Origin of the sequence: Achromobacter aegrifaciens, from assembly GCF_902859965.1 — a bacterium.
Lineage (GTDB): Bacteria > Pseudomonadota > Gammaproteobacteria > Burkholderiales > Burkholderiaceae_B > Achromobacter > Achromobacter aegrifaciens.
This window is the reverse complement of record NZ_CADIKO010000003.1, coordinates 985,518-997,947: the sequence shown is the minus strand read 5'-3', so window position 1 is coordinate 997,947 and position 12,430 is coordinate 985,518. Positions and strand designations below refer to the sequence as shown.

Here is a 12,430-nt window from a genome sequence, read left to right as displayed (position 1 = left end):
TCAAGCGTAGGCGCGTATCGCATGGCGCGGCAGCTCCACCCAGCAGCGGCTGGCGGCGTGAGGGCCCAGCAGGGCGTCTCCGATTTCGGGGGACACGATGGAATGCACCGTGCTGCCGGGCACGCCCTCAAGGCGCAAGGCCAGGCGATAGCCGCGGCCAAGGAACACGCCGTCCAGCACATCGGCCAGCATGGCGTTGGGCTGATCCGGGCGCGCGGTGCTGACGCGCACCGCTTCCGGGCGCACGAACAGCTTGCCGCTGGCGGCGTCCAGCGCCTCGTCCACGGCCAGCTCCTGGCGTCCGACGCGGGCGCGGTGCGCGTCCACGCGTTCGAACGGCAGCCAGTTCGCCTCGCCCACGAAATCGGCGATGAAGGCCGAGCCGGGCTGGCGGTAGAGTTCCCGCGGCGTGCCGTACTGCTCGATGATGCCGCCATTCATTACGGCGATGCGGTCGGCCATCACCATGGCCTCTTCCTGGTCGTGCGTGACCATCAGCGTGGTGATGGACAGGCGCTTCTGCAGGGCCCGCAGCTCGATGCGCAGATGCTCGCGCACGCGGGCGTCCAGCGCCGACATGGGCTCGTCCAGCAGCAGCAGGGACGGCGATGGCGCCAGCGCGCGCGCCAGGGCCACGCGCTGCTGCTGTCCGCCGGAAATCTGTCCCGGATATTTATCCGCCGCGCCCGCCAGGCCGACCAGCGTCAGCATTTCCTCGACGCGGTTGGCGACGTGGTTGCGGTGGGCGCGCTTGCCGCTCAGGCCGTAGGCCACGTTCTGGGCCACCGTCAGGTTGGGAAACAGCGCGTACGACTGGAACAGGATGCCGTAGTCGCGCGCCTGCGGTTCGGCGTGCGAGATGTCGCGCCCGGACAGCACGATGGTGCCGCTGTCCTGGCGCTCGAGGCCGGCGATGGCGCGCAGCAAGGTGGTCTTGCCGCAGCCCGAGGGGCCCAGCAGGCACACCAACTCCCCGGCGCGGATGTCGAGCGAGACGTCCGACAGCGCGGTGTGGCTGCCAAAGCGCTTCACCAGATGCCTGACAGAGAGAAATGCGGTATCGCGTTCGGCCATGGGGCCTCCGGTTTGGGAACGAAGGCAGTATGGAAGACGCGTATTGAGTGTTTATGACACTTCGCGCAAATGCAGTAATAAAAACATCAAATTATTTTGGTGTACTGGCGGTCTTGCGCATTGCGCCCCTATTCCGCCCCCTGCACCGTGCTTGTCGCCGAACTCAAATCCTTCTACGCCGTGGCCCGCTGCGGCACCGTCACCAAGGCCGCCGCCCAGTTGGGCGTCAGCCAGCCCACGGTGACGGGGCAATTGCGCCAGCTGGAGTCGCGTTACGGCGTCGAACTGTTCCACCGCCAGGGGCGCGGCATGCGCCTGTCGGACGCCGGCCACAGCCTGATGCCCATGGTGGAAAAGCTGGTCCAGCAGGAAACCGAGATCGACTTCCGGCTGCGCGACGCCAGCGACCTGCGCGAAGGCAATCTGCGCATCGGCGCCACCGGCCCCTACTACATCATGGACACGGTGCGCGCCTATAACCAGCGTTATCCGGGCATAGACCTGACGCTGGCTATCGGCAATTCGCAAAGCATGCTGCAGGCGCTGCATGACTATCGCATCGAGATTGCCACGTCGTCGTTTCTGATGGATGACAAGCACCTGTACCGCCGCATGATCGCGGCCGACCCCATCCGGGTGGTGGCGCATCGCGACCATCCCTTGGCGCGCCACGGCCACGTCCGCCTGGCCGACCTGGCCGAACACGCGCTGCTGCTGCGCGAACCCGGCTCCATGACGCGGCAGCTGACGGAGGACGCCTTGCAGGCGGCCGGCGTCACGGTAAGCCGCACGCTGGAAATCGGCAGCCGCGAGTCCATCCGCCAGGCCATCCTGTGCGGCCTGGGGATCAGCCTGATCCCATCGCGCGAAATCCCGTCCCATCCCGATCTGGCGGCCCTGGATATCGAGGGCGCCGACATCGTGATGCACGAATACCTGTACTGCCTGCGCGAGCGCCAACCGGTGCAGCTGATCGCGCGCTTTCTGGAGATGGCGCCAGCCGCCGGCTGAGCGCCGCCCTCCCCTATGCGGCCACCCAGGAGACAACCATGGCCTTGACCTTGCAAGATATCGAGCAGATTTTCCTGGAGCGCGGGCACCGCTCCTATGACGGCGAATCCGTCAGCCACCTGCGGCATGCGCTGCAGACCGCGGCGCTGGCCGAGCGCAACGGCGCCGGCGCCCACCTGATCACCGCCAGCCTGCTGCACGACCTGGGCCATCTCATCGCCGACCGGCCTGGCACGCCGACGCTGCGCGGCATCGACGACAAGCACCAGTACTTCGTCCTGCCCTTCCTGCGCGGCCTGTTCAGCTCGGCGGTGCTGGACCCGATCCGGCTGCACGTGGAAGCCAAGCGCTACCTCTGCTATGTGGAACCGCAATATGAAGCGTCGCTCTCGGAGGATTCGAAACGCAGCCTGGCGCTGCAGGGGGGCAGTTTCGATGCGAGCCAGGCGGTGGAATTCGCGAGCATGCCGGGCGCGCCGGATGCGATCCGCCTGAGGCGCTGGGACGACATGGCCAAGGTTCCGGGGCTGGCAACGCCGCCCCTGGACCACTTCCTGGAAATCGCCGAGAGCATCTCGGGCCGGGTCAAGCTGGCTGCCATCTGGTAGGGCTGGCCGGAAAGCCGTGCGTCCTGGCGGCCCAGACCACCGCCAGCGTCGCCGCCAACAGCGCCAGCAGCACCGGTACGAACGCGGCCACGCCCAGGCGTTCGAGCAACGCGCCGCCTACGATCCCGCCTGCGGCAATCGCCGTGTTCCACGCGGTCACCAGCATGGACTGCGCCACGTCCGCGGCATCGCCCGACGTCTTGGCCAGCGCGGTCTGGAACAGCGTCGGCGAGCCGCCGAACGCCACGCCCCAAGCCCCCACCGACAGATAAAGCATGGCCGGCATGCCGCCCGCGATACCCAGCGCCAGCGCGGCCAGGCCGAACAGGGCGATGCAGGCCAAAGTCAGCGCCCGCAGATGACGGTCGATCAACGTCCCGATCAGCCAGATGCCGGCCAGGGAGCTGAGTCCGAACACCAGCAGCACCAGCTCGGTGTTTGCAGCCATGCCCAGCGATGCCAGGAACGGCGCGATATAGATGTAGAGAATGTTGTGCGCCAGGACGAACGCCAGCACCGCGAACAGCACCGGGCGCACGCCGGGCAGCAGGAATACGCGCCGCAGCGGCAGTTGCCGGCCCCGGGCCTGTCCCGCAAAGTCCGGCACCCGCAAACGCACCCAGACCATCAGGACCAAGGCCAGCCCGCTCATGATGCCAAAGCCTGCGCGCCAGCCCCACAGCGCGCCCAGGAACGTGCCGGCCGGAACGCCCAGCGACAGCGCCAGCGGCGCACCCAGCATCGCCACCGCGATCGCGCGCCCTTGCTGATGTGCGGGCACCATGCGCGCGGCGTAACCGGCCAGCAGCGCCCACAACAGTCCCGCCGACACGCCGGCCAGGAAGCGCGCGGCCAGGGTCAGCACATAGCCGGATGACAGCGCGGTCACCGTGTTGGCCAGCACGAACCCGGCGATCGCCGCCAGCAGCAGCGGACGCCGCCGTACGCCCTGGGTCGCGGCGACCAGCGGGATCGCCGCCACCAACGACCCGATCGCGTAGATGGTGACGGTCTGGCCGATGCTGGCCTGGGACACGGCCAGGCCCTGCGCCATCTGCGGCAGCAGCCCGGCCGGCAGCGCCTCGGTCAGGATGGTGATGAAGCCGGCCATCGCCAGCGCCAGCAAGGCGCCCAGCGGCAGGCGGTCGCGACCGGCGGGGGGATGCGTGGGCGCAGTACGCGGACGCGGGGAATTCGTGGTTTTTTTCATCTCAGGCACCTTGGTTGAAGCTTGGTGCCGAGACGATAGAGCCCCCCGGATTAAAGAAAAAGTAGGCTACATTTCCTTCTTATGCGGAACTGTATGTCCGCAATCGAGGAAACGGATGGATAGCCTCAATGGCTTTGTCGTGTTCGTGCAGGTCGCCGAAACGCGCAGCTTCGTCGCCGCCGGCCGGCTGCTGGGCGTGTCGGCATCCGCCATCGGCAAAAGCGTGGCGCGGCTGGAAGAAAAACTGGGCGTGCGCCTGTTCCACCGCAGCACGCGCAGCGTCACCTTGACGGCCGAGGGGGCGCTGTTCCTGGAACGCAGCCGCCGCATCCTGGCCGAGATCGAAGCGGCCGAACTGGAGCTGTCGCAGGCCGCCGCCGCGCCGCGCGGACGCCTTCGCGTCAGCCTGCCGCTGGTCAGCGGGCTGGTGCTGCCGGTGCTGGGCGAGTTCATGCGCGAGTATCCCGAGATCGAACTCGACCTGGATTTCACCGACCGGATGGTGGACGTGATCGAAGAAGGCTTCGATGCCGTGGTGCGCACGGGCGAGCCGGCCGACTCACGCCTGTCGGCGCGCCGCCTGGGCGCCTTCCAGATCCTGCTGGTCGCCTCCCCCGCCTACCTGGCCAGCCGCGGCACGCCCAAAACGCCGGCCGACCTGCTGCGCCACAGCTGCCTGCACTACCGCTTTCCCAGCAGCGGCAAGCTGGAGACCTGGGCCCTGCGGCAAGCCGACGACGAGCCTGAACTGCAGTTGCCCGTCTCGATGATCTGCAACAACATCGAGACGCGCGCCTGCTTCGCGCTGCAAGGATTGGGGATTGCCTACCTGCCGGACTTCGCCATCCGCGAACCCCTGGCGGACGGCCGCCTGGTGCAGGTCCTGAAAGGAAAATCGGAGCGGACCAACGTCTTCCACATCCTGTGGCCCGCCAGCAAGCACCCGTCGCCGAAGGTCCGGGCGCTAGTGGACTTTCTGGGTTCCCGGGTCTTTGCCGACGCCCGGGCGTCCAGGCCCGGGCGTCAGGCCCAGGCCTCGGGTCACTGAGCGCCCGTAGCCACCGGGCGGGACGGATCGCTGCACCACTCGCTCCAGGAGCCCGGGTACAGGCGCGAACCGGACAGGCCCGCGATCTCCATGGACAGCAGGTTGTGGCAAGCCGTGATGCCCGAGCCGCACTGGTGCACGATGGCAGCCGGATCGCGGCCGTCCAGCAGCGTGGCGAATTCCTCGCGCAACTGCGCGGCCGGCTTGAAACGGCCGTCGGCCTGGAGGTTCTCGCCGTTGGGGCGGTTCAGCGCGCCCGGAATGTGGCCGGCGACCGGGTCCATGGGCTCGACCTCGCCGCGGTAGCGGTTGGCCGCGCGCGCGTCGATCACGGTGAAGGCCTGGCGGGGAATGTTGTCCAGCACCGCCTGTGCATCCACCGAACCCGCCAGCGAGGCGCCCGGCTCGGCGGGCTGGCCCGCGCGCACGGCGGCGCCCGCCTCGGTCGTGGTCGGCAAACCGGCCGCCGTCCAGGCCTGCCAGCCGCCGTCCAGCACTGCCACCTGGTCATACCCCAGCCAGCGCAGCATCCACCACAGGTGCGCGGCGTACATGCCGCCGCTGGCGTCATAGGCCACCACCAGGGTCTTGGGCGACACGCCGTGGGCGGCCATGAGCGCGCCGAACGCGGCGCGCGACGGCAGCGGATGACGGCCGTTCTTGCCGGTGCGGACCGCGGCCAGCTCGGTTTCGTGGTCCAGGTAGCGCGCGCCGGGGATGTGGCCTGCGTCATAGGCCTGACGGCCGGCCGCATGGTTGGTCAGGTCGTGGCGCACGTCGAACACGCGCACGTCCGGCGCATCCAGGCGCGCGGCCAGGTCGGCGGCGGAAATCAGGGTCATCGTCATTCGGTGTGCTCCTGTAAGGGTGTTGGGCGACCGCGGCTCAGGCCGGCTTGGGATCGCGCATGGTGCGCCAGATCGACAACAGGCCCGCGAAAATGATCAAGCCCATGCCGGCCCAGGCCAGGGCGTCCAGCTGTTCGCCCCAGAAACCCATGCCCAGCAGGGCCGCGAAGATGATGGTGCTGTACTGCAGCGCCGCCGTCAGCAGCGCCGACCCCAGGCCGAAGGCGCGGGTCATGGCCAACTGGCCGAACAGGCCCGTCACGCCCACGCCCAGCAGCGACAGGTAGCCGGTCCAGTCGGCGTGGCCCCAGCCCTCGAACAACAGTCCGGCCAGGCTGGACACGCAAACGGCCACGGAGAAGAACAGCACCGTGCGCCATTCGGGTTCGCCGACCCGGCCCAACTGGCGGATCTGCATCATGGCGATGGCCGACATGGCGCCGGCGGTCATCCCCAGCAGGGCAGCCAGCCACTGGTCCTCGTTGATGCTGGGCCGCAGCACCGCGATCACGCCCAGGAACCCCAGCGCCACCGCCACGATGCGCACGGGGTCGCGCTGCGCGCCGCCCCAGCCCAGCATCCAGCAGGCGATGAACAGCGGCGCGGTGTAGTTCAGGCTGGTGGCGGTGGCCAGGGGCAGATGGGCGATGGCGAAAAAGCCCAGCCACATCGAGGTGACGCCGGACAGGTTGCGCCACAGGTGGAGTTTCCAGCTGACGGGGATGATGGACTGGCGGCCGGCGCGGGCCCAGATCAGCAGCAGGATGACCGACGGCAATCCGCGAAATAGAACGACTTGCGGCAGCGAGGCGCCGTGTTCGGTGCCGAGCTTCACGAACGAACCCATGATGGCGAACATGGCGGACGCCAGCAACATCCAGAGTGCCTGCATGGGGGTCTACGCTAAGGGAAAAGTGAGGAGGAATAAGGGAAAGCGATACTATACTCTCCGTCACCGGAAGCGGCGCCGCGAGTCGGGGAACTGGCGGCCCGCAGCAGTGTCGAATCCCGGCATATCCTGCTCGCAGAGGAACACAAAAAACATGAAACGCATTGTCCTGTTCGTCCTGACCAACCTGGCTGTCATGCTGGTGCTGTCGGCCACGCTGCGCATCCTGGGCGTGGACCGCTACATCACCGCCAACGGCCTGAACCTGAACGCCCTGCTGATTTTCTCGGTGGTGGTCGGTTTCACCGGCGCGATCATCTCGCTCCTGATCAGCAAGCCCATGGCCAAGTGGAGCACCGGCGCCCAGGTGCTCGACCCGAATTCGCCCCGCAACCAGCGCGAAGCCTGGCTGGTCGACACCGTGCACCAGCTGGCCGACCGCGCCGGCATCGGCCGCCCGGAAGTCGCCATCTATGAAGGCGCCCCCAACGCCTTCGCCACCGGCGCCTTCAAGAACGACTCGCTGGTCGCGGTGTCCACCGGTCTCCTGGAAAGCATGAGCGAGGAAGAAGTCGCCGCCGTGCTGGCGCACGAAGTCGCGCACATCGCCAACGGCGACATGGTCACGCTGACGCTGATCCAGGGCGTGGTGAACACCTTCGTCGTGTTCCTGGCCCGCGTGGTCGGCTACTTCATCGACCGCGTGGTGTTCAAGAACGAACGCGGCATCGGCCCGGGCTACTACATCACCGTGCTGGTCTGTGAAATCATCTTCGGCGTGCTGGCCTCGATCATCGTGGCCTGGTTCTCGCGCCAGCGCGAGTACCGCGCCGACGCCGGCTCGGCCCACCTGATGGGCGCCCGCGAACCCATGATCCGCGCCCTGGCCCGCCTGGGCGGCCTGGAACCGGGCGAGCTGCCCAAGTCCTTCGAGGCCTCGGGCATCACCGGCAAGGGCGGCCTGGCCGCGATGTTCGCCTCGCACCCGCCGATTCCGGCCCGCATCGCCGCGCTGCAGAATGCGCGCGTGATCTAAGCCTTTCGCTCAGACGGGCCTCGCGCCCTGCAGCCCTGACTCGATGGCCCGCTTGCGCGGGCCATCGTCTTTTCCGGCTCCGGCCAAAAAAGGTCCCCAGGATGCGAGGCAGACCCCGAAGACGACCAACGATCAGACATTCCTGCTTCAATGGGGTGGGCGCATAATTTCAGGGGCCTGGCGCCGGTCCTGGCCGTATGGATAGACGTGATGTCGAGGGCAGACCGTGGCTGAATCGAGTACGCACTCCCCGGCCCGCGGAACGGGCAGCTGGCTGGTTGCCGTGGGCACGTATACGCGGCCGATGCCGCATGTGCACGGCATAGGGCGCGGCATCCACTTGCTGAGGTTCGACGCCGCGACGGCCACGCTGCGTGAATTGCAGGTGGACAGCCATGGCGTCAATCCCTCTTACCTGTGCCATTCCGCGTCCCTCGGCCTGCTGTACGGCGTGAGCGAGCAGGAAGTAGGCGCCAGCATCGACGTCTACGCGGTCGACGGCGCGGCCACGCTGCGGCATTTGCTCAATGTGCCTACGCCTGGCGCCAGCCCTTGCCACATCAGCCTGACGCCTGCGGCGGACCGCCTCTTCGTATCCAACTATGGCAGCGGCGAACTCCTGAGCTACCGGCTCGACCGGCAGGGGTTGCCCAGCGCCCCGCCCGACATCATCGTGCGCCATGGCAGCGGTCCGCGCAGCGACCGCCAGGCGAGCCCCCATGTGCATTGCGCCCAGCCGACCCCGTCCGGCGATGCGGTCTACCTGTGTGACTTGGGTACCGACAGCGTCGCCCGCCATGCCTTGCGGGGCGCCGCGCTGGATCTGCTCCCGGACCTGCAGGTGCAGATAGGACCAGGTTCCGGGCCGCGCCACCTGCGGCTGAATCCGGCCGGTACCCGCGCCTTCGTGCTCAACGAACTGTCCAATAGCGTGACCGTCGTTCAACTGCCCACGGCACGCGATCCCCATGCACACGCGCTCGCCCGGATCGGCACGCTGCCGGCAGATTGGCAAAACGCCAACTCCGCGTCCGCGCTTTGCCTGCATCCGAGCGGACGCTGGCTCTACGCGACCAACCGCGGCCACGACAGCATCGCAGGATTTCGGCTATTGGAATCCGCCCCTTGGCTTGAGCCGATAGGCTTGTGGCCCGCCGGCGGGCGCACCCCGCGGGACGCCGCCATCACCCCGGACGGCGGCTTCCTGCTGGTCGCCAGCCAGGACGAGCACCGCATTTCCTGCCTGCGCATCGACCCGGACAGCGGCCAGCTGCAGCCTGCAGGCGTGCCGTTTGCCATTTCCTCCCCGGCCTGCGTTCTTCCCTTGCTTCGGAAAGAAACCCCGAGGCCATGACAGCCGCTCGCCCTCCCGCATCGTCGTCACCCCGTGCCCTCAGCACTCGACGATGTTCACCGCCAGCCCGCCGCGCGCGGTTTCCTTGTACTTGGTCTTCATGTCGGCGCCGGTCTCGCGCATGGTCTTGATGACGGAGTCCAGCGACACGTAGTGCTGGCCGTCGCCGCGCAGCGCCATGCGGGCAGCGTTCACGGCCTTGATGGAGGCCATGGCGTTGCGCTCGATACAGGGGATCTGCACCAGGCCGCCCACGGGGTCGCAGGTCAGGCCCAGGTTGTGCTCCATGCCGATCTCGGCCGCGTTCTCGACCTGTTCGACCGTGCCGCCCAGGGCCGCGGCCAGGCCGCCCGCCGCCATCGAGCAGGCCACGCCGACCTCGCCCTGGCAGCCGACTTCGGCGCCCGACAGCGAGGCGTTGTACTTGTACAGCAGGCCCACGGCCGCCGCGGTCAGCAGGAAGTCGCGCACGCCCTCGCGGTTGGAACCAGGCACGAAGCGGTCGTAGTAATGCAGCACTGCCGGGATGATGCCGGCCGCGCCATTGGTCGGCGCCGTCACGACGCGCCCGCCCGCGGCGTTCTCTTCGTTGACCGCCATGGCGTACAGATTGACCCAGTCCATCACGGACAGGGGATCGGACAGGGTGCGCTCGGCGCGCTGGGTCAGGTTGCGGTAAAGCTCGGGCGCGCGGCGGCGCACGCGCAGGGGACCGGGCAGTTCACCGTCCGCTTCCGGATAGTTGATGCCGCAGCCACGCGACACGCAGTCCTGCATGACCTGCCAGATGCGGTCCAGCCCGGCGTGCACCTCGGCCTCGTCGCGCCAGGTCAGCTCGTTCTTCATCATCAGCTGCGCCACCGACAGGCCGCTCTCGCTGCACATGCCCATCAGTTCGCGACCCATGCGGAACGGGTACGGCAACTGGTCGTGCGCGGCGATGACCTGGCTGTTGGACGCGCCGGCCGTCACCACGAAACCGCCCCCCACCGACAGGTAGCGGGCCTCGCGCAGGGATTCGCCATTGGCGTCAAAGGCGTGAAACTTCATGCCGTTAGGATGTTCCGCCATGGCTTCGCGGCGGTAGAACATCATGTGTTCCTTTTCGACGAAAGGAACCGGATAGCGTCCCAGCAGCGGCAATTGGCGGCTGGCCCGCACCGACGCGATCATGCCGGCGATGGCGGCGGGATCGACGGTATCGGGGGCTTCGCCCATCAGGCCCAGCAGCACGCCCTTGTCGGTGCCGTGCCCCTTGCCCGTGGCGCCCAGCGAGCCGTAAAGCTCGGCGCGCACCGTGGCCACATTGGGCATCAGGCCGTCGCGCTCCAGGCCTTGCGCGAACAACAGGGCGGCCCGCATGGGGCCCACCGTATGGGAGCTAGACGGGCCTATGCCTATCTTGAACAGGTCGAATACGGAAACAGCCACGCAAAACTCCATTGCATCTGCGATTGATGAGGCAATGATACGCGTAGGCCAGCCCACGCGCAGCTAGCGTCCTGCCCCGCAGATGCGCCCGCAGGCGTATGCTGTATTGCGGGGACAGGCTCCCCCGGCAGCGCCGCGCATGCGATCATTACAGAATTATTACTTGTCATAAAAGAATGGAAATACGCCAGGATGTCCGGACTCATTACCCTGCTTGACTTCGCCGGCTACGTCGCCCTGCTCCTCTGGGGCGTGCATATGGTCCAAACAGGCGTGCAGCGCGCCTTCGGGGCCGCCCTGGGCGCGGCGTTGGGCAAGGCCTTGGGAACCCGGCTGCGGGCATTCGCCGCCGGACTGGGCATTACCGCCGCGTTGCAGAGCAGCACCGCCACGGGCCTGATGATCACCGGCTTCGCGGCCGGCGGCGTCGTCGGCCTGGCGCCGGCCCTGGCCGCCATGCTGGGCGCCAACGTCGGCACCACGCTCATCGTCCAGCTGCTGTCCTTCGACCTGACCTCGCTCGCCCCCATCCTGATCCTCGCGGGCGTATGGATGTTCCGCCGCTACCCGCCGGGCCGCACGCGCGACCTGGGACGCGTCTTCATCGGCCTGGGCCTGCTGTTGCTGTCGCTGCACCAACTGGTCGAACTGTTCCAGCCCTTCCAGACCGCGCCCATGCTGGGCATGATCCTGGACGCGCTGGCGACCCAGCCCGTGGCCACGGTACTGCTGGCGGCCGCCTTCACCTGGGCGGCGCATTCCAGCGTGGCCGTGGTGGTGCTGGTCATGTCGCTGGCCAGCCACCACATGGTGGCCCCGCACGTAGCCTTCGCGCTGGTGCTGGGCGCCAACCTGGGCACCGCCATCAACCCCATGATCGAAGGCGTGACCGGAGACGACCCCGCCGCGCGCCGCCTGCCCCTGGGCAACCTGCTGACCCGGGTGCTGGGCGTGCTGATCGGGCTAATACTGCTGCCCTACCTGCAGCCGATGATGAGCGATCTGGCCTCCGACCCAGCCCGCGCCGTGGCCAACTTCCACACCCTGTTCAACGCCGTCATCGCCCTGGTGTTCCTGCCGCTGTTGACGCCCTACGCCGCCCTGCTGACGCGCTGGCTTCCCAAGCGCGCGGATCCGAACGACCCGTCGCGCCCGCAGTACCTGGATGAATGGGCTCATGACGTGCCCGCCGTGGCCTTGGGCAACGCCGCGCGCGAGGCCCTGCGCATGGCCGACATGCTGCAGACGCTGCTGCTCTACGCCCGCGCCGGCTTCAAGCGCGACAACCGCCACCGCATGGTGCAGGCGCGCCAGCTGGACGCCGCGCTGGACAAGCTGGAAAACGCCATCACCACCTACCTGGCCACCCTGGACCAGGAGAACATGACGCGCGAGGACATCCAGCGCCTGGACGACATCCTGGCCTTCACCAGCAATATCGGCCATGCCGGCGACATCGCCCACCACGGCCTGCTCAGCCACGTCGCCAAGCTGCGCAAGCAGGGCTGGATCTTTTCGCCCGAACAGCGCGCCAGCCTGGACGACACGCTGGGCCAGCTCATCGCCAACCAGCGCACCGCCGCCGCCCTGTTCGTCAACGACGACCTGCGCCAGGCCCGTGCGCTGGCGGGTGAAAAGGCGCGCTTCCGCTCGATCGAAACCCATGCCGCGGACACGCACCTGCAGAAAATCAAGGGCGGCGAGGTCGACGCCGCCGAGGTGGGCGCGCTCTACCTGGACATCCTGCGCGACATGAAGGGCATCAATTCCCATCTGGTCGGCGCGGCGGCCTATCCGCTGCTGGCGCGGCACGGCGAACTGCTGCCCAGCCGCTTGCGCGAGGCTGGGAACTGAGCAGAACGAAAAAGCCGACCTTATGTGGTCGGCTTTTTTCACCGCGCTCTTGGGCAGCTTTCGCTGC

General features: G+C 67.9%; 11 protein-coding genes. 6 read left to right on the top strand and 5 right to left on the bottom strand.

Features of this window, described 5'->3' with window-relative positions; all coding sequences use genetic code 11:
* Window positions 1-1,074: a putative 2-aminoethylphosphonate ABC transporter ATP-binding protein gene (locus tag HV793_RS23570; RefSeq protein ID WP_054451013.1), complete on the bottom strand. Its 1,074-nt coding sequence runs from the start codon at window positions 1,072-1,074 to the stop codon at window positions 1-3.
* Window positions 1,075-1,221: 147 nt separating this feature from the next.
* Here HV793_RS23570 and HV793_RS23565 point away from each other — a divergent pair, with 147 nt between their 5' ends.
* Both HV793_RS23565 and HV793_RS23560 read left to right on the top strand, forming a co-directional pair.
* Window positions 1,222-2,085, top strand: coding sequence for a LysR family transcriptional regulator (locus tag HV793_RS23565; protein WP_054451329.1), 864 nt, complete (start codon window positions 1,222-1,224; stop codon window positions 2,083-2,085).
* 38 nt (window positions 2,086-2,123) lie between these two features.
* Window positions 2,124-2,693: a phosphonate degradation HD-domain oxygenase gene (locus HV793_RS23560; protein ID WP_054451012.1), complete on the top strand. Its 570-nt coding sequence runs from the start codon at window positions 2,124-2,126 to the stop codon at window positions 2,691-2,693.
* Here HV793_RS23560 and HV793_RS23555 read toward each other — a convergent pair.
* Window positions 2,671-3,903, bottom strand: a complete 1,233-nt coding sequence (locus HV793_RS23555) for an MFS transporter (RefSeq protein ID WP_370539854.1) — start codon at window positions 3,901-3,903, stop codon at window positions 2,671-2,673. The genes HV793_RS23560 and HV793_RS23555 overlap by 23 nt on opposite strands.
* A gap of 115 nt (window positions 3,904-4,018) precedes the next feature.
* On the opposite strand from HV793_RS23555, the gene HV793_RS23550 reads away from it, so the two are divergent.
* On the top strand, window positions 4,019-4,951 hold the full coding sequence (locus HV793_RS23550; RefSeq protein WP_054451011.1) for a LysR family transcriptional regulator: 933 nt from the start codon (window positions 4,019-4,021) through the stop codon (window positions 4,949-4,951).
* Here HV793_RS23550 and HV793_RS23545 read toward each other — a convergent pair.
* Both HV793_RS23545 and HV793_RS23540 read right to left on the bottom strand, forming a co-directional pair.
* Entirely contained in the window at window positions 4,945-5,799 is an 855-nt protein-coding gene (locus tag HV793_RS23545; protein WP_175214008.1) for a sulfurtransferase, read from the bottom strand. The genes HV793_RS23550 and HV793_RS23545 overlap by 7 nt on opposite strands.
* Window positions 5,800-5,836: 37 nt before the next feature.
* Complete coding sequence (locus HV793_RS23540; RefSeq protein ID WP_054451009.1) at window positions 5,837-6,691, bottom strand: DMT family transporter; 855 nt, start codon at window positions 6,689-6,691, stop codon at window positions 5,837-5,839.
* A 151-nt stretch (window positions 6,692-6,842) separates the two neighbouring features.
* Between HV793_RS23540 and htpX the strand changes: the two genes are divergently transcribed.
* On the top strand, window positions 6,843-7,724 hold the full coding sequence (gene htpX, locus HV793_RS23535) for a protease HtpX (RefSeq protein ID WP_013392481.1): 882 nt from the start codon (window positions 6,843-6,845) through the stop codon (window positions 7,722-7,724).
* Between the two features lie 226 nt (window positions 7,725-7,950).
* Entirely contained in the window at window positions 7,951-9,078 is a 1,128-nt protein-coding gene (locus HV793_RS23530; protein ID WP_175214007.1) for a lactonase family protein, read from the top strand.
* Window positions 9,079-9,117: 39 nt separating this feature from the next.
* Here the strand turns inward: HV793_RS23530 and HV793_RS23525 are convergent, their stop codons facing one another.
* Window positions 9,118-10,509, bottom strand: a complete 1,392-nt coding sequence (locus tag HV793_RS23525; protein ID WP_119450578.1) for an L-serine ammonia-lyase — start codon at window positions 10,507-10,509, stop codon at window positions 9,118-9,120.
* Window positions 10,510-10,701: 192 nt separating this feature from the next.
* Between HV793_RS23525 and HV793_RS23520 the strand changes: the two genes are divergently transcribed.
* On the top strand, window positions 10,702-12,363 hold the full coding sequence (locus HV793_RS23520) for a Na/Pi cotransporter family protein (RefSeq protein WP_054451007.1): 1,662 nt from the start codon (window positions 10,702-10,704) through the stop codon (window positions 12,361-12,363).
* The last annotated feature ends 67 nt before the right edge of the window (window positions 12,364-12,430 follow it).

What these genes read in the sequence shown, in the direction of transcription:
- HV793_RS23570 (WP_054451013.1), bottom strand. Translation starts at nt 1,074, where the DNA reads ATGGCCGAACGCGATACCGCATTTCTCTCTGTCAGGCATCTGGTGAAG.
- HV793_RS23560 (WP_054451012.1), top strand. Translation starts at nt 2,124, where the DNA reads ATGGCCTTGACCTTGCAAGATATCGAGCAGATTTTCCTGGAGCGCGGG.
- HV793_RS23555 (WP_370539854.1), bottom strand. Translation starts at nt 3,903, where the DNA reads ATGAAAAAAACCACGAATTCCCCGCGTCCGCGTACTGCGCCCACGCAT.
- HV793_RS23550 (WP_054451011.1), top strand. Translation starts at nt 4,019, where the DNA reads ATGGATAGCCTCAATGGCTTTGTCGTGTTCGTGCAGGTCGCCGAAACG.
- HV793_RS23545 (WP_175214008.1), bottom strand. Translation starts at nt 5,799, where the DNA reads ATGACGATGACCCTGATTTCCGCCGCCGACCTGGCCGCGCGCCTGGAT.
- HV793_RS23540 (WP_054451009.1), bottom strand. Translation starts at nt 6,691, where the DNA reads ATGCAGGCACTCTGGATGTTGCTGGCGTCCGCCATGTTCGCCATCATG.
- htpX (WP_013392481.1), top strand. Translation starts at nt 6,843, where the DNA reads ATGAAACGCATTGTCCTGTTCGTCCTGACCAACCTGGCTGTCATGCTG.
- HV793_RS23520 (WP_054451007.1), top strand. Translation starts at nt 10,702, where the DNA reads ATGTCCGGACTCATTACCCTGCTTGACTTCGCCGGCTACGTCGCCCTG.